12 protein-coding genes are annotated in these 22,850 nt (G+C 68.1%); 7 read left to right on the top strand and 5 right to left on the bottom strand.

The genetic code is table 11. The annotated features are described in order from the left end of the window. The first annotated feature begins 25 nt into the window (after positions 1 to 25). Complete coding sequence (locus ACX114_RS16460) at positions 26 to 1,213, top strand: glycosyltransferase (RefSeq protein ID WP_459299039.1); 1,188 nt, start codon at positions 26 to 28, stop codon at positions 1,211 to 1,213. On the opposite strand, the gene ACX114_RS16455 is transcribed toward ACX114_RS16460, so the two are convergent. Continuing rightward, positions 1,186 to 2,235, bottom strand: a complete 1,050-nt coding sequence (locus ACX114_RS16455; protein WP_459299038.1) for a fatty acid desaturase — start codon at positions 2,233 to 2,235, stop codon at positions 1,186 to 1,188. The genes ACX114_RS16460 and ACX114_RS16455 overlap by 28 nt on opposite strands. Continuing rightward, positions 2,235 to 3,089, bottom strand: a complete 855-nt coding sequence (locus ACX114_RS16450; RefSeq protein WP_459299037.1) for an N-acyl amino acid synthase FeeM domain-containing protein — start codon at positions 3,087 to 3,089, stop codon at positions 2,235 to 2,237. The genes ACX114_RS16455 and ACX114_RS16450 overlap by 1 nt, the downstream gene beginning before the upstream one ends. 382 nt (positions 3,090 to 3,471) lie before the next feature. On the opposite strand from ACX114_RS16450, the gene ACX114_RS16445 reads away from it, so the two are divergent. Further along, positions 3,472 to 5,094, top strand: coding sequence for an FAD-binding oxidoreductase (locus tag ACX114_RS16445; protein WP_459299036.1), 1,623 nt, complete (start codon positions 3,472 to 3,474; stop codon positions 5,092 to 5,094). Positions 5,095 to 5,119: 25 nt separating this feature from the next. Here ACX114_RS16445 and serC read toward each other — a convergent pair whose 3' ends face one another. Beyond that, positions 5,120 to 6,208 carry a 3-phosphoserine/phosphohydroxythreonine transaminase gene (serC, locus tag ACX114_RS16440; protein ID WP_459299035.1) on the bottom strand — a complete coding sequence of 363 codons (1,089 nt, stop codon included), beginning with the start codon at positions 6,206 to 6,208 and terminating at the stop codon, positions 5,120 to 5,122. A gap of 141 nt (positions 6,209 to 6,349) precedes the next feature. Between serC and ACX114_RS16435 the strand changes: the two genes are divergently transcribed. The 3 genes from ACX114_RS16435 (at position 6,350) to ACX114_RS16425 (ending at position 11,013) form a co-directional block, all read left to right on the top strand. After that, positions 6,350 to 7,234 (top strand): sigma-70 family RNA polymerase sigma factor, encoded by an 885-nt coding sequence (locus ACX114_RS16435; RefSeq protein WP_459299034.1) that lies wholly within the window; start codon positions 6,350 to 6,352, stop codon positions 7,232 to 7,234. Between the two features lie 77 nt (positions 7,235 to 7,311). After that, positions 7,312 to 8,274 carry an SMP-30/gluconolactonase/LRE family protein gene (locus ACX114_RS16430; protein WP_459299033.1) on the top strand — a complete coding sequence of 321 codons (963 nt, stop codon included), beginning with the start codon at positions 7,312 to 7,314 and terminating at the stop codon, positions 8,272 to 8,274. A gap of 30 nt (positions 8,275 to 8,304) precedes the next feature. After that, positions 8,305 to 11,013 (top strand): protein kinase domain-containing protein, encoded by a 2,709-nt coding sequence (locus ACX114_RS16425; RefSeq protein WP_459299032.1) that lies wholly within the window; start codon positions 8,305 to 8,307, stop codon positions 11,011 to 11,013. A 72-nt stretch (positions 11,014 to 11,085) separates the two neighbouring features. Here the strand turns inward: ACX114_RS16425 and ACX114_RS16420 are convergent, their stop codons facing one another. After that, positions 11,086 to 11,670: a superoxide dismutase gene (locus tag ACX114_RS16420; protein WP_459299031.1), complete on the bottom strand. Its 585-nt coding sequence runs from the start codon at positions 11,668 to 11,670 to the stop codon at positions 11,086 to 11,088. A gap of 48 nt (positions 11,671 to 11,718) precedes the next feature. Beyond that, positions 11,719 to 12,219 (bottom strand): flavin reductase family protein, encoded by a 501-nt coding sequence (locus ACX114_RS16415; protein ID WP_459299030.1) that lies wholly within the window; start codon positions 12,217 to 12,219, stop codon positions 11,719 to 11,721. Positions 12,220 to 12,365: 146 nt separating this feature from the next. On the opposite strand from ACX114_RS16415, the gene ACX114_RS16410 reads away from it, so the two are divergent. Together ACX114_RS16410 and ACX114_RS16405 are read left to right on the top strand one after the other, a co-directional pair. Continuing rightward, the gene (locus ACX114_RS16410) at positions 12,366 to 14,714 is read left to right on the top strand and encodes an AAA family ATPase (RefSeq protein WP_459299029.1); all 2,349 of its coding nucleotides are present in this window, start codon (positions 12,366 to 12,368) and stop codon (positions 14,712 to 14,714) included. A 31-nt stretch (positions 14,715 to 14,745) separates the two neighbouring features. Continuing rightward, positions 14,746 to 22,848 (top strand): hypothetical protein, encoded by an 8,103-nt coding sequence (locus ACX114_RS16405; RefSeq protein ID WP_459299028.1) that lies wholly within the window; start codon positions 14,746 to 14,748, stop codon positions 22,846 to 22,848. The last annotated feature ends 2 nt before the right edge of the window (positions 22,849 to 22,850 follow it).

Below are 22,850 nucleotides of genomic sequence, written 5' to 3'. Positions count from 1 at the left end.
CCCTGTACCTCCCTATAATCTGACCATGAGCAAGAAGATTCTGGTCATGGGAGACAGCATGTCTCTCGCGCACGTGGCGCGAGCGATGGTTGTCGCCAAGAAACTGATTCGCGACGGACATCAGGTTCTCTTCGCGACAGGGCCTGCGCATCTGCAACTGGCTCGTAACGAAGGCTTTGACCCGATTGAGCTCTTCTGCGTCCCCCCTGAATTCGCCTATGAGCAGGTCCGAAAAGGGACGCATATCTTTTCATTTGAAACGTTGAAGGCCTATGTCGATTCCGACTTGAAAGTCATCCAGGAGGTAAAGCCCGACCTCATCATCAGCGACATGCGGCTTTCCCTGAACGTCTCCTCCGCCATCGCGAAGGTCGAATACAGGGCCATCGTCAGTGGGTACACGACGAACTACTACGCCCTCCCGATGAATCCGCCCAAGACCCTGCCCGCGGTACGCGTTCTGGAGAGCGTCCTCGGAGAGAGTCTTGGTAGGCGTCTCTTCCCGGTGGTGAAGAGCATGACCTTGAAGTTCTATGCACGGAACTTCAACCGCTACCGAGCCCAACTGGGTCTGCCGAAGGTCACAAACCTCTTTGATGTCATCACGTCTCCCCACGGGAACTACATCGCGGATCTTCCCGAGTACGTTCCCTGTGAAAACCTCCGGGAGACGGATCAGTACATTGGTCCCCTCCTCTGGGAACCTTCCCTTCCGGATCCCGACTGGCTGAGCGAGATCGCCCCCCAGGCGCCGGTGGCCTTCGTCGCCAAGGGGAGCACCGGAGACGCAGGGAACTTCCAGAGGATCTGCAAGACCCTGATCCAGAACGGCTGGCAGGTCCTGGCCATTGGCTCCAAGAGCGAAGAGATGCCAGAGGGCGTCTTGTCAGCCCCCCTGGCGCGACTCTCGAAGCTGATCCAGAAGAGCCGCGTGGTCATCTGTCACGGCGGCTCCGGGACTGTCTATCAGTCCATCCACGAGGGCGTTCCTGTCGTTGGAATCGCCACCTTCCACGATCAGGAAATCAATCTCGAGCGCGTGGAGAGCCTCAAATGGGGGCGGGGCCTGCACCCCACCCGGTGGACCGAGAAGGACTTGCTGGAGGCGATTGAAGAAGTCCAGACCCGCCCGTACCAAGAAGCCGTGGCGCAGGGTCAGAAGTCAATTCGAGCGATGATCAGCGCTCAAGAAGCAGGACCGTTCTTGACGTAGATTCCCTGCAGGAACCTTCTCAGCCCGTCGATGATCCCCTCGCGAACGTTCGCGTGAAAGAACGAATCCTTTTCGAAGTGAGGAGCCAGGCGCCTTCTGGCTTCCGGGAGATGGTGAAAAGGGATCGCGGGGAACATGTGATGGGTCATGTGGTACTGCGTTCCCACCGGACAAAAGAGAAGAGTGCTCAGGCCTCTCTTCTCAATCTCCACACATTCATCGATGTGCTCACTCCAGGGAATGGGGGCATCCCCCATGCTGAAATACTTGTGGGTCACCGCGAGGGCCCGGATGCCGTTGATTACGCCCACGCAGGTGATGATCGATGCCCAGACGATGATGGCGCTCCAGTGAAGCCCGCCGGATAGAACGAGGATCACCAGGGCCCAGAGATAGGCAAAGGTGATCATCTCCTGGAGCGACCAGGACTTCAGTACGGACGCATCTTCGCTGACCCGACGCGCAAACCGGGACTTCATCCCCATGAAGGACGCCTCTCTCAGCACCAGCTGCCGGAGTCTGGCGTGGAGATGGCTCAGGGGCGTCAGGATGCAGAACCGGAGAATCCCCAGGTACGGGAGGAACAGATTCATGCCCAGGAATTCAACAAGGCCCAAAGTCGGGGCCTTCTTGAAGTTGATGTACTCCGGGTCCAGGTTCGTTCCGTACTTCTTCGAGTGATGGTCCAGGTGGTTGTCGCCGTAGATAAAAGCTGGAATCGCGAACAGGCCCCCCACCAGGATGTTCCAGGCCCAGAAGAACGAGCCGAACTTCCTCTGGTCAAGGTGGGCAAGCTCGTGGGTGAACGTCACGGCGTGGTAGACGCAGATGACGGAAACACCGAAGGCGCAGAAGAATATGAGGTCGAACTGATGGCTGTTGGCCTTGTGGATGAGGAAACCCAGGCAGGTCCAGGCCAAGAAGGCAGCCAGCAGGAAATACCTCCAGAACACCTTCATGTCCGGCTCCATAAGGTCGCTCAGAAGCGGTCTCAACTCCTTGAGTCTGAGTTCGATTCGCATCAGGAGTAGGCCAGGGCAGGCATGGAACGGGACGGCCGGGTGGAAGCCACCGGGTGCGGGAGCGCGAAGGGCAGCACCGAACCCAGGTGGTTCCGCTCATCCGGAGAGAGGGCGGCAATGACATCCGGGCGCAGCCGGGCCAGGTGCGCCACCGCGCGTGCCCGAGGCCCCTGGAAGCGCGCCAGGAAGTCCGGCTCCGCCGGGAACTGGAAGCCGGGTTCCTCCCGGACGCAATAGAACTGGTAGGGGTTGGTGTTGGAGGGACGGGAGCCAAAGCGTTGCAGCATCTCGCGCGGGGCGTCCTTGACTCGCAATCGCAGGCAGATGGCCAGGGCCTTCTCCGACAGCCCGTGGTACCTGCGCCGCTCCCCCACGCGTTCGAGCGGGAGAAAGCTGCGATACAGCACCTCCACGTCCGGGTGAACGGTCAGCACCATGTCGTCCACGCCCAGCAGGGCCGAGGTCCGGTACACCATCTTGTTGAGCAGGTGCACCACGCCCACACTCCGGTGGCGGCGGGCAATGCACAGCGCCCCCACCTCCGCCAGCCTCCGCCCCTGGGCCCGTAGGCCTCCCAGGACGTCCCCAAAGGTCTTGTCGGAGGGGACCCCCAGCGGGGAGTCCACATGCAGTGACACCGTTCCCACCACCTCGTCAGCGACCTTGGCCACGAGGATCACCGTCGAGGGGATCAGCAGGTGCGGCGTCACCTGGACGCCCTCGGGGCGCGGGCTGATCAGCCCGCGGTGCACGTAGCCTTCATGGAGCACCCGCGCGGCGGCCTCCAGCTCCGCGGGGCTCTCCGCCACCTTGACGGTCACGCACGCGAGGCTCGCGGGGTCGATGCGAGACATCGAGCGAACCAGCCGCTCCTGCATTTCATGGGGAAGCCACCGCAGACATTGTCGGACGAGATGTCGCATGCCGGCCCGCTGAGCAACTCCTGGACCACCCCCGAATTACACTCATTCCTTGTGGAGACTCCCAACTTGCGCGGCGGGCGCGTCAGCCCACGAGCCGTGGACAGTTCCCCACAGTCTGTTGGGCAATGCCCACGAAACGCCGGATCCGAAAGGCAGAGAGGTCGCCAGACATGAACCTCCCTTCATCTTTTTTCCATTGCACCCGGCGTGCTCTTCAATGCATCTCTAGACCAACACATCCACAGTGTGCCGCCGCGAGTGATTGCGGCCCTGCCGCGTCCCTCCCCCTCCGTCAGCTCCCGGGTCCACCGCCATGTCCCAGCCTTCTTCCGCCGAGTTGTCCGCGCAGACCCTGGAAGCGCTGGCCGGAATCGTCGGCCCGCAGGGGCTCCGCACCGGCGAGGAGGCTTGGAAGCGGGGCACGAGCACCACGTCCGTGAGCAGGCGTGTCCCGGCGGTGGTCTTCCCCGCGTCGACGCGTGAGATCGTGGCCCTGGTGGAGCTGGCCAACGCGCGCGGGCTCGCCCTGTACCCGGTGAGCACCGGCCGAAACTGGGGCTACGGCTGCGGGGCGCCCGTGCGGGATGACTGCGTGGTGGTGGACCTGTCGCGGATGAACCGCATCGTGTCACTCGACGCGGAGCTGGGCCTCGTCACCGTCCAACCCGGGGTGACGCAGGGGATGCTGAGTCAGTACCTCCAGGAGCACCAGCTTCCCTTCCTGGTGCCCGTCACGGGGGCCGGCCCGGATTGCAGCCTGCTGGGCAACGCGCTGGAGCGCGGCTACGGCATCACCCCGCATGCGGATCATTTCGGCGCCATCACCCGGCTGGAGGCGGTGCTGCCGGACGGCTCGCTGTACCGGTCCGCGCACGGGGACCTGGGGGGACAGCGGGTGGATCAAGCCTTCAAGTGGGGCGTTGGCCCGTACCTGGACGGGCTCTTCTCCCAGAGCAACCTGGGCATCGTCACGGAGCTCACCTTCGTGCTCGCCCGGAGGCCCGAGCACCTGGAGGCCTTCTTCTTCTGGGTGCGCGACGACACGGGGCTGGAGGACGCGGTGGGTGCCATCCGCGAGACGCTGCGAGACCTGGGCGGGGTGGTGGGCGCCATCAACCTCCTCAACCCCCAGCGCGTGCTGTCCATGGTCGCGCCCTACCCGCGCGACCGGGTGCCGCGCGGTGAGGTGCTCTCCCCGGAGCTCCTGGCCGAGCTGACCTCCCGGCATGGCGTGGCGGCGTGGACGGGCACCGGAGGCCTGTACGGCACGCGCGAAGTGGTGCGCGCCGCGCGGAGCACCCTCCGGCGGAGGCTGGGGCGGGTGGCGCGGCGCCTCATGTTCCTGGGGTCGGATCGGGCCCGCATGCTGGGCCGGTGGCTTCCCCGGCTGCCGCTGGGACTGGGCGCGAAGCTGACTCCGCAGGCGCGCACCCTGTCCAACGTGGTGAGCGTCCTGGAGGGTGTCCCCACGCAGATGGCCTTGCCGCTGGCCTACTGGAAGTCAGGCCAGCGCCCGCCGGAAGGGGTTCCCCTGAACCCGCACGCGGATGGCTGCGGTCTGCTGTGGACCTCTCCGCTCGTCCCCATGGTGCCGGAGCTGGTGCGCACCTACGTGCGGACCGTGCGGGAGGTTACCGCTCGGCACCGCATGGAGCCGCTCATCACCCTCACCTCGCTGTCCGACCGCTGCTTCGACAGCTCCATCCCGCTGCTGTTCGACCGGGCGGATCCGGACGAGTCCGCCCGCGCGCTCGCCTGTCAGCAGGAACTGCTGGACACCTGCCGCCGCGAGGGACTCCTGCCCTACCGCGTGGGGACCCACACCATGCGCTGGCTCGCCGAGCAGGCTCCCCAGGCATGGCGGCTCACCGAGCACCTCAAGCGCGCCCTGGACCCGCGCCAGGTGCTCGCGCCGGAGCGGTACTCCAGCCTGTGATGAGCCGCTTGTCGAACGCTGGGAACTACCCGTTCCGCTTCGCGAAGTCGTCCATGAAGGAGACCAGCGTCTTCACGTGGTCCACGGTCACCGCGTTGTACAGGGACACGCGGATGCCGCCCGTGATGCGGTGGCCCTTCATTCCGACCATGCCGGCCTTGGCGCCTTCGGCCACGAAGGCCTCTTCCAGCTTTTCGTCTGGCAGGCGGAACACGACGTTCATGTACGAGCGTGACGCCTTCTCCACCGGGGCCCGGTAGAAGCCCGCGTTGCGGTCGATGGCCGCGTACAGCAGCTCTCCCTTCTCGCGGTTCCAGGCCTCGATCTGCTTCAGGCCTCCCACGCCCTTGATCCACGCGAGCACGTTGCGGCAGAGGTAGATCGAGAAGGTCGGGGGCGTGTTGTAGAGCGAGTTGTTCTCCGCGTAGGTCGCATAGCGGAAGATCTTCGGGATGTCCTTGCGGCCCTTGGCCATGAACTCCTTGTTCACCAGCACCAGGACGATGCCCGACGGCCCGATGTTCTTCTGGGCTCCCGCGTAGATGAGCGCGAAGCGGCTGACGTCGATGGGCTTCCAGAGGATGTCGGAGCTCATGTCCGCCACCAGCGGCACCTGCCCCACTTCCGGGAAGGTGTGCCATTGCGTCCCGAAGAGCGTGTTGTTGCTCGTCATGTGGACGTAGGCAGCCTTGGGATCCAACTGGAGCTCGGCCTGGGTGGGGATCCGCGTGAAGCGCTTGTCCTTGTCCACCGTGTTCGCGGCGATTCGCGGCGTGCCGTAGTAGCGCGCCTCGTCCACCGCCTTCTCGCTCCAGCCTCCCGTCACCACGTAGTCCGCGGAGGCTCCCTGGGGCAGGAAGTTCATCGGCACCTGCGCGAACTGCTGCGAGGCGCCTCCCTGGAGGAAGAGGACCTCGTGCGTGTCCGGGACGGCCAGCAGCTCCTTCACCAGGGCGATGCCTTCGTTGTGCACGGCCTCGAACGCCTTGCCCCGGTGGCTGTGCTCGATGATCGACATCCCCGTGCCCTGGAAGTCGAGCAGCTCGTCCCGGGCCCGCTCCAGCGCCGCCGTGGGGAGACCGGCCGGGCCGGGATTGAAGTTGATGACGCGCATGGCTTGTCCTCTGGGAAGTGAAGCGCTCCGGCATTCTCGCCGGTGGGGCTCCGGGGGTCATCAGCAACGTGGGCTCTGTCCGACGGTGGCCTTCGTCCGCCCGGTGGGGGTGGTAGCGTCCCGGGTGTGTCCCCTACTCCTTTGGCCTCCGCCTTTCTCGCGGCCCCTGGCCGCGCGCCTGCTTCGCTTCCGGAGCCCTCGCGCCTGGAGGAGCTGCTCCGCGCTTCGATTGACCGCGCCCGGTCTCGCTGGCCCGGGGTGGAGCTGGAGCCGCTCGCCTTCGTGGCGTTCGTCGCGGAGCGGCTGACGTCTCCGACGGCGCTCCTGGAGGCGCTCGAAGGGGCCTCGCCTGCCTTGTCGGAGCTGTACCTGGCCTTTGGGTGCCTGCGGCATGACCGCGCCGCGCTCCAGTTCTTCGAGGACTGTTACCTCCGCGACGTCGGCGCGTTCGTGTCTGGTGTGGACCGCTCGCCGGCTTTCGTGTCGGAGGTGCGACAGGGGCTTCGGGAGAAGCTGTTCACGGCTGCCGCTGGCGGTGAGCCGAAGATCGCTGAGTTCACCGGTGGCGGCGCGCTGGGCGGCTGGGTGCGGGTCGCGGCGCTGCGCATCGCGCTCAACTTGAAGCGCTCCGAGGCCCGGGCCGACTCCGCTGCTCAGGACTCCGTCGAGTCCGCGTTCGGTGAACAACTGGGGCCGGAGCTCGAACATCTGCGCTCGCGGTACCGCGAGGCCTTCACGGAGGCCGTGCGCACGGCGCTGGGGGAGCTGTCCGACCGGGACCGCACCTTGATGCGCCTGTACCACGTGGAGGCGCTGTCCCTGGACGCCATCGCGGCGCTCTACCGCGTCCACATGTCCACCGTGTCCCGGTGGCTCAGCCGGGCTCGGGAACAGGTGGCGGAGACCACGACGCGGCGGCTCTGTGAGCGCCTGGGGGTGGGGGCATCCTCGGTGGACAGCATCGCGGCGCTGGTCGTGAGCCAGGTGGACCTCAGCCTGACGCGACTGCTCGGTCCGGGGGGCTGAACTTTCGCTGCAAGGCTTTTCCCGGCCGGTGTCAGGGCGTCGAAAGGCCCCTTCCGGGCCTCACCGAGGAAAGCCTCATGCGCGTTCGTTCCTGGCTGTCTGTCGTCACCCTCGCCGCCACTGTCTCCGCCTGCGAGCCGTTCCCCGAGGATGTCCCCTCCATCCCCACCGAGGTGCAGTGGCCCGGCGAGGACTTCTTTCCGGAGGGCATCGCGGCCTCGAAGGACGGCACGCTCTACGCAGGCAGCCTAGGTACCGGCGCCATCGCTCGCGTCAAGCCGGGCGCGCTGGGGGCAGAGGTCTTCGTCCCGGGCCGGGCCGCGTTCGGCGTCTACGGGCTCGAGGTGGACGAGGCGCACGACACGCTCTGGGCCTGCACCTACGACGACCTGCTGCTGCCCGCGCAGCCCTCGTACCTGAACGGGTACGCGCTCTCCACCGGTGCCCTGAAGGCCAGTCATGCCATGCCCAGCGAGGTCAGCTTCTGCAACGACGTCGCCGTCGATGCCGCGGGCAACGTGTACGTGACGGACTCGTTCGGGAACGCGGTCTTCCGGCTGGCCGTGGGTGGGACGGCGCTCGACACGTGGTCCGCGGATGCCGCGTACGAGCCCTCCGAGCCGGGCCTCATCACCCTCAATGGCATCGCCTACGACGGGGCGAACCGGCTCTACGTCGTGAAGAGCGACACGGGCGCGCTGTTCGCCATCGACATCCAGCCGGATGGCAGCGCGGCGGTGCCCGTGACCATCCCGGTGACGCCGGCGCTGGAGACGCCGGACGGGGTCGAGTGGGTGGATTCGGGCCGGCTGTTCGTCGTGGAGAACACGGCCGGTCGGGCTTCGCTGGTGACGCTCGGTGAGGGCGCTGGCGCGAAGGAGGTGCTCGCCAACGGCTTCGTGGAGCCGACCGCCGCAGCGATCACGAAGGACGGCGCGTGGGTGCTGGAGTCGCAGATGGGGTTCCTCTTCGGCACGCCGGGGACCCCGGCCCTGCCCTTCCGCGCGTACCGGGTGGCGGTGCCCCCTCTTCTGCCTTGAGCGCGAACGCTCATAGAGTCGCGTCCCACCATGTCGGGATGTCCGTCCGAGGAAACGATTCTCGCCTTCGTGGAGGACCGCCTGCCGCAGGAGCAGCGCGCCCTCGCGGAGGCGCACCTGTCCCGATGTGATTCCTGCGGGTCGCTGCTCGCGGCCGTCGCGGCGACGTGGCACGCGGAGGGCCGGTTCGTGGAGGCGGCTCCTCCTCTCCGCTCGTTCGCTCCTGGGGAGCAGGTGGGGCCGTACGTCATCGTCGACCATGCGGGCAGTGGCGCGATGGGGGACGTGTACCGGGCTCGCGATGGGCGGCTGGGACGGGACGTGGCGCTGAAGGTGCTCCCGGTCCGGTTCGCCCAGGATCCGGAGCGCCTGGCCCGCTTCCGACAGGAGGCCCGTGCGGCTGGCGCGCTGTCCCATCCCCACCTGCTCACCCTGTTTGACGTGGGCACCCATGAGGACGTGCCGTACCTCGTCACCGAGTGGCTGGAGGGGGTCACCCTGCGGGCCCGGCTGATGCGTGGGCCGCTGCCACCGGAGCAGGCGCTGCGGCTGGGCATCCAGTTGTCGCAGGGGCTCGCGGCCGCGCATGCGCGTGGCGTCATCCACCGCGACCTCAAGCCCGCGAACATCTTCCTGTGCTCGAACGGCAGCGCGCGGATCCTCGACTTCGGACTGGCCCGGCTCACCGAGCGGATCGAGGACGCTTCGCTCACCCAGAGCGGCGCGGTGGTGGGCACCGCCGGGTACATGGCTCCGGAGCAGATCCGCGGCCAGGGCGTGGATGCTCGCGCGGATGTGTTCTCGCTCGGCGCGGTGCTCTACGAGGCCGTGAGTGGCCGTGCCCCCTTTGGCGGTGACAGCCCGGTGGAGCGGATGAGCGCCGCGCTCCGTGATGCGCCTCCCGTGCTGCCGGGAGAGCTGGGGACGGTGATTGCCCGCTGTCTGGCGAAGGACCCAGGTGAACGGTTCCAGTCCGCGCAGGACCTGGCCTTCGCCCTGGAGTCCATCGCGGCTCGCGGTGCGCCCCTGGCCTTGCGGCACCGTGTGTTCCCACGCCCTGCCCTTCTGGCGGCCGCGGCGGTCTTGCTGCTGCTTGTCGCCGGTGGATTCCTGGTGTTCGGGCGCGGGCCGGTTGCCCCAGCGGCGCAGTCGTCCCGTCCGACGTATCGCCCCGTCACGTTCCGCCGTGGCCACGTGCTCAACGCCCGATTCTCCGCGGACGGACACACGTTGATCTATGGCGCGGCTTGGGAGGGAGGCCCCGCGGAGCTCTACAGCGCGCGTACGGAGCGTCCGGTGTCGCAGCCACTGGGACAGCGCGCGGATGTGCTCGCCGCGTCCTCGAAGGGGGAGCTGGCGGTGCTGCTGGAGCCACGGTTCTTCGACGCCGACCATGGCAGCGGGACGTTGGGCCTGATGCCGCTCGCGGGCGGCGCGCCCCGGGCCGTGCTCGATGGCGTGCTGGAGGCGGACTGGGGGCGTTCGGATGGACCGCTCGCGGTCGTGCGCCGTGTGGGCGAGAACTTCCGACTGGAGCGGCCTCCGGGCACGGTGCGCTTCGAATCCCAGGGGTGGATCAGCCACGCACGGGTATCCCCTGACGGCGCGCGGATCGCGTTCCTGTTCCATGAGCATCCCAAGGACGACCGGGGCGGGGTCTGGGTGCTGGAGAAGGACGGTCCGCCCCGGGAGCTCTCTTCAGACTGGGCGAGCATCCGGGGGCTGGCGTGGGCTCCGGATGGCAAGGAGGTGTGGTTCACCGCTTCGCGTACAGGCGCGGACTCCGAGCTGTTCGCGGTCGACCTGCTCGGCACGATGCGGCCGGTGGATCGGATCGCCGGGCGGATGGTGCTGCATGACATCTCCCAGAACGGATCCGTCCTCGTGGACCATCCGATGATCCGCACGGGGCTGTCATTCGGGCACGCGGGCGCGGAGCGGGACCTCACGTGGTCGGACTCGTCGTTCATGACGGACATGTCCCGCGACGGCAAGACGCTCCTCTTCGCCGAGGGCTCGGAGGTGGAGGGCCCCACCTACGGCGCCTATCTGCGCACCACCGATGGTGCTCCTCCGGTCCGCCTGGGCGACGGCATCCCCATGGCGCTGTCTCCGGACGGCAAGCAGGTGCTGACGGTGCGCTACGGCGAGCGGATGGAGTTCCTGCTGCTGCCCACGGGCGCGGGAGAGCCCCGGTCCCTGTCGCTCGCTCCGGTCGCCACGGTGCTCACCGCGCGCTGGTTCCCGGATGGGAAGCGGTTGCTCCTGCGCGCACACGAAGAGGGACGCCCTGCCCGGCTCTGGGTCTTCGAACCCGGCGCCGGAGCCCCCAGGCCCATCACGGCGGAGGGCATGGGATTCACCGCGGCAATCTCTCCGGACGGCTCACGGCTCGCGGCGGTGGATGCGGCGGGAGACCTTCGCGTGTTCTCCGCGACGGGCGAGGCGCAAGGCACGGTCCCCGGCCGGTTCACGGATCAATGGGTGGTGGGCTGGGACGCGAGCGGAACGGCGCTCTACCTGCGAAGCGTCTCGCTCCCGGTGCGCGTCTCCAGGGTCGACGTGAAGACTGGCGCCAGCACACCGCACCTGACCCTTCCGGCGGGAGGCGTCATGCCGGGCCTCATCTCCGTGATGACGCTGGCGATCTCCGAGGACGGAAGGTCCTACGCATACAGCTACAACGAGGCGCTCTCCCGGCTGTTCCTGGTGGAGGGACTGGCTGCCGGGCGGCGCTGAATGCATCCGAGAACCGCGCCGCTCCGGACCGTGCCGAGCCGGGCCGCGCGGTTCCCGTGACTTCACTTCACATCAGGCGCTCTTCAGGTTCTCGTTCACGAAGTCCCAGTTCACGAGGCTGTTGAGGAAGACCTCGACGAACTTGGCGCGCAGGTTGCGGTAGTCGATGTAGTAGGCGTGCTCCCAGACGTCGACGGTGAGCAGGGCCTTCTTGCCGTGCTTCATCGGCAGGTCCGCGTTGGACGTCTTCATGATGGCCAGCTTGTTGCCGTCCTTCACCAGCCAGGCCCAGCCGGAGCCGAACTGCGTGATGGCGGCGTCGGTGAACTGCTTCTTGAACTCGTCGTAGGAGCCGAAGTCGCGGTCGATGGCGGCCGCGATCTCACCCGTCGGCTTGCCACCGCCGGCCGGCTTCATGCAGTTCCAGAAGAAGGTGTGGTTCCACACCTGGGCCGCGTTGTTGAACACGGCGCCGTCGCTGCTGAGGATGACGTCCTCCAGCGACTTGGTGGCCTCGGGCTTGCCGGCGGTCAGCTCGTTGAGCTTGTTGACGTAGGCCGCGTGGTGCTTGTCGTGGTGGAACTCCAACGTCTCCTGGCTCATGTGAGGGGCCAGCGCGTCCTTCTTGTACGGGAGCTCGGGCAGCGTGAAGGGCATTTGGGGTGCGTCCTTTCCGGGTTCAGTGAGGTTTCAGCTACGCGTTCGCTACTTCGGGGCGGGCCCTGGCTCCGGGTGCGCTGTCAGCGCTCGATACGCCCGGTTCCAGTAGAGCAACGGTTCTCCGTCTACTCCCCGCTGGATGCGCTCCACACGGCCCACCAGCAACAGGTGATCGCCGTAACGGTGCACATCCAACAGAGTGCACGCCAGACCCACCAGGCTGTCCTGAACGAAGGCTCCTTCGTCGAACATCCGGCCTTCGGCCTCCCCCTTCGCGCAGCGGACCGACACGTCGCGTTGGATGGTGGACAGCACGCTCACACTGAAGCGGCGGGCGACCTCCACCCGCGGAAGCGTGCGGGAGGACTGCTGCAGCGCCAGGACGATGAGCGGAGGCGTCAGGGAGAGGGAACTGAAGGAGCTGATCGTCGTCGCCGCGATCCCGTCCGCGTCACGGACGGAGACCACCGCCACCCCGCTCGCCCACCGGGACATCGCCTCCCGGAAGTCCAGGGCCGACACCCCTTCAGTACCGCTCTGAGTCATGTGCCGGTCTCTACCACCCGGCCCGCCACCCGGTCAGCACTTCCTCCAATCCATTGGCGGAATACCAACGCAGTGGCACCTGCCCTCCGGGCCCGTCCATGGCCGGATCCACCCGCCCTCCGTATGCTGGCCGGCTGGAGGCGCCCATGGATCCGTTGTGGGGGGAGACGCTGAGGCGTCTGGATGCGCTGCTCGTCCAGGTGTGTGACCTGGAGGAGGCCCGCGCGTCGAAGCTCCGGGGGGAGCAGGAAGCGGGCTGGGATGCCGTGCGCACCACCGTGCGCCCCTCCACCGCCGAGCTCGCGTTCAGCTCGGCGCTCGCGGAGACGCCGCTGCTGGGGGCCTCTCCTCCCCTTCCCTTCGCCCGGCTGCGGGCTTCGCTTCGCCTGGACACCGTGGAGGAGGAGGCGCTGCTGCTCCTGCTCGCGACCTGGCTGGAGCCTCGGTACTCGCGCCTGTTCGCCGTGCTCCAGGACGAGACCGCGCAGGGCTGGAACGTGGAGCGGCTGCTGCTCACCGTCCTGGGCCGCACGCCTGCTCGCGCGCAGCGCTTGCTGGCGTCGCTGACCGACAGCGGGCTCCTGGTGGGCGGTGGATGGGTGCAGACGGGGGCCGGTGCTTTTCCTCCCATGCTCCGGCCCGTGGACCTGGCTCCGGAGGTCCGCGAGGCACTGCTGGAGCTGCCCCGACCCTCCGTGCTGGGTGAGGTTTCCCTGGAGTGGCATGGGCCGGAGGCGTTGCCTTCCTCTTCGCGCGGGACCTTCGCCGTCGTGCATGGCGAGGGCGAACGGCTGGGCGTGGCGATGGGGCTCGCCGCCGAGGCCGGTGTGCCGCTGGTCGTCGCCCGGTGGACGGGCGCTCCGGAGCCCGTTCCCATGGCCCGGGCCCTGTGGCGTCTGGCCTCCGTGCGCGGTGCACTGCTGGCCGTGGACATGTCCGGTGCCGAGCGTGGGTTGGCACTCTCCGTCACGGAGGCGCTGTCCGGGTTGTGCCAACGATTTGGTGGGCAGGCCCTGGTGCTCGCGGACTCCGCGCAGCCTGTCGCCGTGCAGCACCATGAGGCTCCTGCCCTGGGCTTCGTCCAGCGTCGGGCCCTGTGGCTGGAGGAGGCCGGGGCCCGGGGACTGTCATTGACGGAAGTGGAAGCGGCACGGCTGGCGTCTGGCTTTCGGGGTGGGCTTCAGGAGATCCGCCGCGTGTTCGACTCGGCTCCTGGTGGGGACGCGGAGGCACTTCGCGCCGCGGCCTCGCGGCTCGTCCAGGTGCCCTTGCGCCATGGCTACCGGCTGGAGACTTCTCGGACGTTCGCGGACCTCGTGGTGCGTGACACCACTCGCGCGGCCTTGGAGCGCCTGCTGTTCTACGTGGCCCAACGCGACCGCGTCGCCGAGGAGCGTGGTCTGTCCCGCCGCTTCCGGTTGCACACGGGCCCGGTGGCGCTGTTCTCCGGACGCTCTGGTACGGGGAAGACCCTGGCCGCGGAGGTCATCGCCCATGCGGTGGGCCGGCCTCTGTATGTCATCGACCTGTCCCGGCTTGTCAGCAAGTACGTGGGCGAGACGGAGAAGAACATCGACGAGGTGCTGTCCCACGGCGAGCGCTCAGGCGCCGTGCTGTTCTTCGACGAGGCGGACTCACTGTTCTCCGCGCGCACGGAGGTCAGCAACGCCAATGATCGCTTCGCCAACCTGGAGGTCGGCTTCCTCCTCCAGCGCATCGAACGTCATGACGGGTTGATCATCCTCGCCACCAACCTCCAGACGGCCATCGATGAAGCCTTCCTGCGCCGCTTCCACGCGCGCATCGAGTTCCCCTTCCCCGAAGTCGACGAGCGCCGCCGCATCTGGGAGCTGATGCTTCCGGAGGGCGTGCCTCGTGCCGGGATGCTCGACCTGGCAGGACTGGCGCAGCGGTATCGACTGGCGGGCGGTGACATCCGCAACGCCGCGCTCAAGGCCATCTTCCTCGCTGAACAGGCCGGTGCCCCGTTGGCGCAGGAGCACCTGGAGCGCGCCGTCGCCCTGGAGTTGTATGAGCTGGGCCGGCTCTCGCGGCGTCCGGAGGCGGATGCTCCTTCGGATGCGGGCACACGCCTGCGGCGCGTGGCGGAAGTGTTCCAGGAGGCATTGGACTCGCAGCTCAGACAACACTTCCTCAAGGAGGTCCACATCCTCCATGGCTCTCCCACCCGGGAGGCGCTCGCGGGGAAGCGGCCCGCTGTGTCGCTCGCGCTCTACCGGTTGGCTGTCGCGCAGAACGGTGCGCTGCGGCTGGGGCTCATCGTCTCCGCGTGGTCCCTCCGCGCGGAGGAGGAACATGAGCTGCTTGGCGTGCTGCATGGGCTGCTCTCACGTGGACTGCCGCACGAGCTGGATGGCCGCAAGATCACACCTCGCGTCCAGGAGAGTTATGACTTCGACCTGCTCCATCGCTTCTGGAGCAGTCATGGACATCCCATCCGTGCCTCGCTGGTTCTGGATGTGGAGATGACCTAGCGTCCCTCGCGCTGATGGTGCGGGGGGGACCGTGCGCATCCGTGACCAGGGCCCGAAGGCCTCCGCCAAGGCCATGCTCCGGAAGAGCTCCGGGCGCAGTCCCTCGTCCTCCGCCGCCCTTCCTCGTGCTCCGGGTGTCGTTCCCCGGGGCCCCTCCTCGTCCAATCCCGCACGTGAGCTGGCGGCGCGGCTCGCGTCACTGAAGGGCGCGGCCCCTGCCCTCCATGGGCCCGCGCTTCGCGATGCCGCGCGTGACATGGAGCGCCGATGGAGCGACCCGGCATGGCGGACGCTGGGCGGTCCGCGCTCGCACCTCTTCGAGCCGTGCCCGGTGAATCCTCCGGAGGTCGCGCTGCTCTCCACGCCCGGCGCCGTCGAGGCGGAGCTGGGCGTTCACGGACTCGCGCCACAACCGAACACCGGGCTCGCACAGGCGGCCGGTGCGTCCCAGTCCGCGACCCTCGCACAGCAGGAGGAGGACGCTCGACAGCGTGATGCGGCGCGCATGGCCGTCCTGCCTCCAGGCTCCGCGGAACAGCTCGGAGACACCGCCGCGCGGCTCGCCGAGGCCCGTGAGTCAGACCTCACGCCCGTCACCGGGCATGAGGAGTCCGAGACGGCAGGACTTGGGGGCAGCACGTCCCCTGCGCCCGATGATCTCTCAGCGACCACCGTCGATGCGCCCAGCGCGGGCGGTCAACTGGCCACGCCGGATCAGGCTCCCGCCCCCGCCTCCATCCCAGCGGGGACGGCTCCTGGCGGCATGGACGACGCCGCTCGCATCGACACGCTGGTGACGGCGCTGTCGGGACAGAGCGAGGTCCACATCGCCGTCCGTCAGGCTCCCTCTGGAACAGGGCTCCTGGAGCCTCCGCCCATCCGGACGGATGTGTCGGCCGACACGGGCCCCACGGTGCCCGTGGCTTCGGCCGCGATGGACTGGCAGAAGCAACTGGCCACGGCCCACGCGCAGGGCGTCCAGGGCATCAAGCAGGGTCTCGAAACCGCGCCGGATCCGGCGGGTGCTGTCGCGGCGGTGGAGCCCCCTGCCCTCCTTCCCGCTCCGCCTCCTGCTCCGTCGGCACCTGCCATGGCAGGGCCCATCCCCACCGCACCCGCGACGGGCACGGACGCGGATCCGGTCGCCGCATGGAAGGGCCGCATCGCCAGCAGCACGGCGCAGGTGCCGGAGCCCAAGCTTCCTCCGGCTCCTCGCTACACGTTCAAGATCACCCAGGCCGCCGTGGACCCCAACGCGGTCCGCGCCGCGCGCCTCAAGCAACTGGAGGACGAAGGCAAGAAGGCCATCACTCCGGCGAAGCAGCCGAAGGACCTTCCCGCCATCCCGGACGACCCCACCGGCAAGGCCTCCTCGCTGGTGGATGCGAAGTGCGAACGGAAGCTGGAGGTCAAGGAGGCCAAACTCCCCGACCTGCAGAAGAGCCCGCTGGGCCATGTGCCGGAGATTGGCGCGCAGCTCATGCGCGACGACGGCGGGCACATGCTCATCAAGGGCCCGCTCGGCGACATCGTCTACAAGCCCGGCGGCCCCAAGCCCTCCGACCCGGAGAAGCTCAAGGACTGGACGCTCCTCCAGCAGAAGATCACCGCCGCCGCGGACAAGCAGAAGAAGGCGAAGGTCCAGCCCAAGGAACCCGCGAAGGGCATCACCGTCCTCGAGCAGGCTGCTCCCGCGCCCATCAACGTCCCCGACTTCGCTCGCGTGGACATTGGCGACGTGCTGGCACGGCTGCTCGCCGCTCCGGACAAGTACGCCGACGCCTCCGTCCAGAAGGCCCGCGAGGCCTATGTCCCGGGCGGCCTGGATGCGTCCTGGGGCGTGGCGCTCGTCACCGCCGAGCGCCCCATCTTCGCCGCGGAACTCCAGCGCGTCGCGGATGCCGCGCAGATCAAGAAGGCGGACCTGGACGCGAAGGTGGAGGCGCGCCGCAAGCAACTGGTGGACTCGCACGCCGCCACCACCGGCTCGCTCAGCAAGGCCCACGAGGAGGCGAAGAAGAGCCTGGAGGAGAGCGGCAGGTCCTTCGCGGATTCGCTGGCGCGCATGCGCGCCTCGCTGGACGCGCAGTCCGAGGCCAAGGCCGCCGCCATCAAGGGCGGCGTCGACCTGACCGAGGCCCGCCGCAAGCGCGACGCGCTCATCGCCGCCGTCGACACCAAGGTGAGCAACTGGGTCGTCCGGTACGACCAGAACGGCAAGCGCTTCAAGGAGGCCTTCGCGAAGGCCGCGAGCGACCAGATGCATGCCTACGAGCTCGCCGCGCTCCAGGACGAGTGGGAGCTCAAGAAGGACGCCGGCGATGATCCGGTGAAGCTCAAGGCCGCCACGGAAGCGTACCGCCCCACCAAGAAGTGGCTGGACGACCGCCGCAAGGAGATTGGCGCCGTCGTCTCGAAGGCGAAGCGCGACATCGACCAGAGCGTGGAGCGCTACCAGCAGGAGCTGCGCGACGCCGGCAGGGAGGCCCGCGAGGTCATCCGCGACTGGCACGCGAAGCAGATCGGCTACGAGCGCGGCTTCTGGGACCGGCTGCTCGGGTGGATCATCGACTGGCTGGAGGCCGCTCACGACGAGAGCCGCGCGTGGGAGGCCGCTCGCGCCGCGGAGAACAAGACGTCGCTGGATCAGAACATGCTGTTCCTCGCGGAGGTGCGCCTGCGCCAGGGCGAGGAGCTGGACGCGGAGGCCATCCAGGGCAACAACGCCCTCAGCGAAGAGCAGAAGGCCATCCTCCTCTCCTACTACGGCAAGGGGGGCAAGGACGCGGTGCAGGCGCTCGCGGAGGGCCTGGCGGTGCGCATCTCCGGCCAGCGGCGCAAGCCGCTCATGGAGGCCCTGGAGAAGGAGCTGCTCGCGTCCACCGACCTGGAGCGGCTGAAGGTCGTCGTCGACCAGCAGGAGCCCCTCTTCAGCAACCGCGCGCGCAACATCTCCCTCAAGGTCTGGGAGGGCGTGGACCAGTGGGGCACGGACGAGAAGAAGATCTTCGACGCGCTCGCCAACCTCAACCCGCTCCAGGGCCACTACATCGAGGTCCTCTACGAGAAGGAGCACGGCCAGAACCTGCGCGAGCGGCTCAAGAGCGAGCTGGACGACTTCTTCAGCACCACCACGCATGACTGGGACAAGGCGGAGGCGCTGCTCTCCGGCAACGCCGCCAAGGCCGCCGCCGTCGAGCTGAACGACGCCATGGAAGGCACGATGTTCGGCCTCGGCTGGGGCACGGACGAGGCCGCCATCCTCACCCTGCTTCGCGGCAAGACGCCGGAGCAGATCGAAGCCATCAAGAAGGCCTACCAGCAGAAGTACGGCAAGGAGCTCGTCGCCCAGATGGACGACGAGCTGCGCAGCGGCGCGCTCAAGACGCACGACGTGGACGAGATGCACGCCCTGGTGGAGGGCCGCACCGAGGACGCGCGCGCCATCGAGATGGACCGCGCCATGCGCGGCGGGTGGTTCTTCGGCCTGGGCACCGACCGCAAGGCCATGGAGGGTGTCTACGACCGCATCCGCAAGGAGACGGAGGCCGACGCCCAGCAGTACGGCTGGGACACCAAGACCTTCCGCGCGGAGCTGCTCAAGCGCAACCAGGCCATCGACGCGTCGTATGAGAAGCAATACGGCCCGGATTGGACCGAGCGCACCGCCGGGGAGAGCGCGCTCAGCGCCGCGTTCCACGACGAGATGAAGGGCGAGGACCTCAAGCTCATCGAGGGCCTCCGCGACGACAAGGGGCTCCAGGTGGATGCCGCGCGCATCCGCATCGAGCACACCAGCGTCTTCTACGCGGACGACAAGGCCATCCGCGACGCCATGTCCGCGCAGGGCAAGCGGCAGATCGCCGACGCGCGCCGCGACGGCTACCTGGACATCCAGGAGCGGCTGGACATCGAGCGCACGCTGGACGAGGCGAAGGTCAAGCCCGCCAGCGAAGGCCCGCTCACCGAGGAGGACCGCCGCAAGGGCCGCATCAGTGAGCTGGAGTTCCTGGAGAAATGGAGCCCGGAGAAGGTCCAGGCCCGCATCGCGAAGGAACGCAAGGAGGTGGACGTCAAGGCGAAGGCCCAGGCCCAGGCCGACGCCCCCGCGAACATGAAGGCGCTGGCGGCCGAGTACGACAGCGCCTACGTGGAGGGCACGCACCTTCAGGCGTCCTTCGAGCAGGCCGTCCTGATGGACACGTCCGGCGCGGACCGGGAAGCCGTCGCGGCGATGCTGGCGAAGGGCTACCTCACCGACGCCGAGATCGTTCAGTACGCCGTGCAGGGCGTGGGCACGGACGAGGACGCGCTCAAGGAGGTCTTCGCCGGGAAGACAAAGGCGGAGATCCAGGCCATGGCCGAGGAGTGGGCCCAGGACCACCCCGCCGACCCTGGCGACACGCGCACGCCCTTCGAGCGCTTCCGCGCGCGCATCGACGAGGAGCTGGGCGGGCGCGAGGAGTTCGACATCCTCGACATGGTGGACTACGGCGAGCCCGTCACGCCCCGGGAGAAGGCGGACCGGGCCTGGCGCCGGGTGCACTTCGAGGCGCGCTCCACCAACGGCCTGGCGTCGTCGGAGTACCAGCTGGTGCTGGACCAGGCGTCCGCGCTCGACGCCGAGGTGAGCGCGCTGGAGTTGCACGAGCGGATGCGCCCCAAGCCCGGGGACAAGAACTACACCGTCGACGGGCTGCGCCAGTGGCAGGACGACTGGGAGAAGAAGTCCGAGCGCGTGCAGCGCCAGGGCGAATACGCCGACGAGTCGGTGCAGATGCACCGCGAGCAGGTGGACTTCATCACCGACCGGCTGGTGACGATCCTCGCCGTGGTGGTGATGGCGGTGGTGGTCATCATCGGCGTCATCGTCAGCATCTTCGCCCCGCCCGCGGGCGCGGGGTTCTGGGCCGCGTTCGGCGCGTTCATGGCCAGCACACCGGTGCTGGTGGGCATGGCGGTGGCGACGGCCGCCGTGACGATGCTGACCAAGGCCGCGATGAAGGGCAGCGCCTACGGCTGGGAGGAGGCCGCCGTCGACGCGGGCGTGGGCGCGGTGGATGCCCTCACCGCGGCGGCCACCGCCGGCATGGGCACGAAACTGCTCAAGCTGGGGTTCCTGGCGCGCATGGCGGAGGAAGGCGGCGTGCTGGCGCGCATGACGGCACACGGCCTGGCCCAGGGCGCGGAAGGACTGGCGCAGTCCGTGCCCTCCGCGTTCCTGGGCAACGTCCTCAACGACGAGAACTACAAGGGCGGCAATGCCCTGCTCAACGTCCTGGCGGGCACCGCGCTGCAGGCGGCCCCTGGCGCGGTGATGGCCGGAGGGCTGGGTGCGCTGGGCGGCATCTCCAAGCCCCACGTGCCGCCGCGCACCCAGGACCTGCTCCACTTCCGGGGCACGCCGAAGGAGCGGCTGACCCTCTTCAAGAAGTGGAAGGCGGAGAACCCCGCCGGGAACATGAAGGAGTTCCTGCGCGAGTTCGACGACGGCCTGCTCAAGCAGATGTCGGGCGACTTCGACCGCAAGCAACTCCAGCGCGTGATGCGCAAGGAGCTGCTGGATCACATCCCGCCCGCGCAGCGCAAGGCGTTCGCGAACACGCCCATCGAGATGCTCTCAGAGAGCGACTTCGAGTCGCTCACCGGCAGCAAGTCCGCGCAGGCCGTCACGGTGTTCCGGCGCGGCAGGCCCACCATCCTCATCAAGGCGGGCGCGGACCTGTCCGACCTGGGCGAGGAGGGGCTGCACCTGCTCCAGCGCCACGACAAGGCGACGCGCGAGCTGGTGAAGACGCTGGATGAAACGGCGCTGCGGCACTGGGACCAGCTTCCCATCGAGAAGCAGTTCGAGCTGTACCGCAAGAAGCTGCGCCTGGAGATCGCGGCGCAGGAATCGCTGCTCACGTCGCTGGAGGGCAAGCGCGGCGTGACCCTGGAGCCCGCGGAGGCGACCCGCCGCATCCGGCAGGGAAAGAAGACGCTGGAGAACCTGCGCCAGCGCATGAAGGAGGTGGATGCGTTCACGCCGGTGGAGATGGCTGAGTTCGGCCAGGGCGTGCGCTCGAAGCCGCAGTACCTGAATGAGCCTCCACGGCTGTTCAGCAAGAAGGAACCGCCCGGGACTCCGCCGGCTCCGGAGTCCAAGCAACTGGAGATGGAGTTCCGTCCGGCGAAGCCGCCAGCGCCCGAGGCTCCGGAGGCTCCGACGCCCAGGCAGCTGGAGATGGAGTTCCCCGAGCCCAAGCCGCCGGAGGTGGTGGTCCCGGAGACGAAGCCCCCGGACGTGGAAGCCCCCAAACCGACCGGCGAGCCCGAGGCGCCGAAGGGAGACCTGGCCGAGGGCGACTGGCCGCAGACGTCCCACGTCCACGCGAACGCGGACGTGGGCCCGTACTCGCTCCAGCGGCCTGACCTGGAGGATCCGAAGATCGGCTCGATGGAGCGCACGCCGTTGACGGAGAAGCTGCTCCAGCGCACCACCCATCAATTGGCCGAAGGCGAGTCGCTGGCCCAGGTGGGGCCGACCTGGGAGGAGCTGAAGTTCAACAAGAAGACGCGCCAGTACGAGAAGCGCTACTACCGCCTGATCGAGAAGACCCAGGCGAATGGCCAGAAGGTCCTCATCGAGGAGATCCTCTCCGCCCGCCCGGGCAATCGCTGGGAGACACGCGGCGACTTCATCCGCATGGAAGGCGACGAGTTGGAGAAGGTCGCCTCCCTGCGCATGACCGAGGAGAACCTGGGCGACCGGCTGGGGCCGGGCAAGGAGTTCCAGCGCGTCACCTTCAAGCCCAAGGGCGAGCAGGGCAGCGGCTTCGACGAGCTGCTGTTGCAGTTCGACGATGGCGTCAACCCGACCAAGGCGGACCTCCACATCATGGAGGTCAAGGGTGGCAAGGAGGAGCCGCGCTTCCGCAAATTCACCTCCACCGGCGGAACCCTGCCCCGCAACTTCGAGCTGCTGCGTGAGGCGCTGGACGACCCCAACTGGACGCGCGCCCACCAACTGGGCCCGGCGCACGTCGCGGCGATCAAGACCGCCCTGGACGAGTGGCGGGTGAGAATCGAGCTGCGCGTCGGGCCCAAGACGAAGATGCCGTCCAGCACCCTGTCCGCGCGCGTCGAGCGGGTGGCCAGCGCGTGGCGCGAGTTGGATCTGCTCACCCAGCAACTGCCCGTGGACGCGGAGGACCGGGCGCTCGTCAAACAGCTCCAGGCCGACCTGAAGGCGGCCCTCAAGTCGAAGGACCTCGGCGTCGCGGATCAGGCGCTCAAGCGGGTGGAGGAAGCCGTGAACGGCGCCGAACCCGGCACCGGCCTCTTCGCGAAGCACGGCCTCAAACAGGAGGCCCGGCCTCCCCTGGTGCGCGGCCTGAACCCCGACGAGGTCGCGGGCACCATCGTCCGCATCGACGAGAAGTTCATGCCTCCTCCAGCCGTCAAGACGGCCTCGGTGGAGGAGGTGGTGGACGCGGCGACGGGGCTGGACGAGACCAAACGGGTCCGCACGTATGTGGGGGGCTCGGTGCTGGGCTGGGGAGGCTTCGACATCACCGAGTCGCTCCAGTGGAAGTCGCGGAAGCTCCTGGCCTTCGAGCGGGCGCAACTGAGCGACATCCGCGACCGGCTCGTGCAGATTCCCGAGCTCGACCCCAAGCGCTTCGCCGGGCTGTCGCCCATCGACAAGGAGATGGCGCTGCGCGAGGCGGCGGAAGCCACCATGGAGGCGCTGGGCATCCCGAAGTCACGGCGGCCGGACGTCCTCTTCAAGCGCTTGAAGGGGGACTATGGCTACATGACCTGGAACTTCCAGAAGCTCAAGAGCGGGCGGCTGAAGCCCTACCGGAAGCGGGGCCGGCTGGTCATCGCGAAGGGGCTGACGGTGGGCGAAGCGGTGGGCACCATCGTCCACGAGACCCGGCACTACTATCAGGCCTATCAGGCGTATCAGCTGTCGCTGGGGCGCAAATCCGCGCATCCGCTCGCGGCACTGTGGGCAGGCAACCTTCCCGGCTCCGGCGGCACGTACTACATCGCGGGTCCGAGTTACTTTACACAACCCATCGAGGTGGACGCGGAGACGTTCGGCCGCCGTCTCATCGACCTGCTACCGGGGCGGTGGCCCCCATGAGG

This window comes from Corallococcus sp. M7 (assembly GCF_054512695.1).
The sequence above is the reverse complement of the archived record's forward strand: the minus strand, read 5'-3'. Positions and strand labels throughout refer to the sequence as shown.

Coding starts and splice junctions, on each gene's coding strand:
- ACX114_RS16415 (WP_459299030.1), bottom strand. CDS start 12,219: ATGACTCAGAGCGGTACTGAAGGGGTGTCGGCCCTGGACTTCCGGGAG.
- ACX114_RS16450 (WP_459299037.1), bottom strand. CDS start 3,089: ATGTCTCGCATCGACCCCGCGAGCCTCGCGTGCGTGACCGTCAAGGTG.
- ACX114_RS16430 (WP_459299033.1), top strand. CDS start 7,312: ATGCGCGTTCGTTCCTGGCTGTCTGTCGTCACCCTCGCCGCCACTGTC.
- ACX114_RS16420 (WP_459299031.1), bottom strand. CDS start 11,670: ATGCCCTTCACGCTGCCCGAGCTCCCGTACAAGAAGGACGCGCTGGCC.
- ACX114_RS16425 (WP_459299032.1), top strand. CDS start 8,305: ATGTCGGGATGTCCGTCCGAGGAAACGATTCTCGCCTTCGTGGAGGAC.
- serC (WP_459299035.1), bottom strand. CDS start 6,208: ATGCGCGTCATCAACTTCAATCCCGGCCCGGCCGGTCTCCCCACGGCG.
- ACX114_RS16445 (WP_459299036.1), top strand. CDS start 3,472: ATGTCCCAGCCTTCTTCCGCCGAGTTGTCCGCGCAGACCCTGGAAGCG.
- ACX114_RS16455 (WP_459299038.1), bottom strand. CDS start 2,235: ATGCGAATCGAACTCAGACTCAAGGAGTTGAGACCGCTTCTGAGCGAC.
- ACX114_RS16460 (WP_459299039.1), top strand. CDS start 26: ATGAGCAAGAAGATTCTGGTCATGGGAGACAGCATGTCTCTCGCGCAC.
- ACX114_RS16410 (WP_459299029.1), top strand. CDS start 12,366: ATGGATCCGTTGTGGGGGGAGACGCTGAGGCGTCTGGATGCGCTGCTC.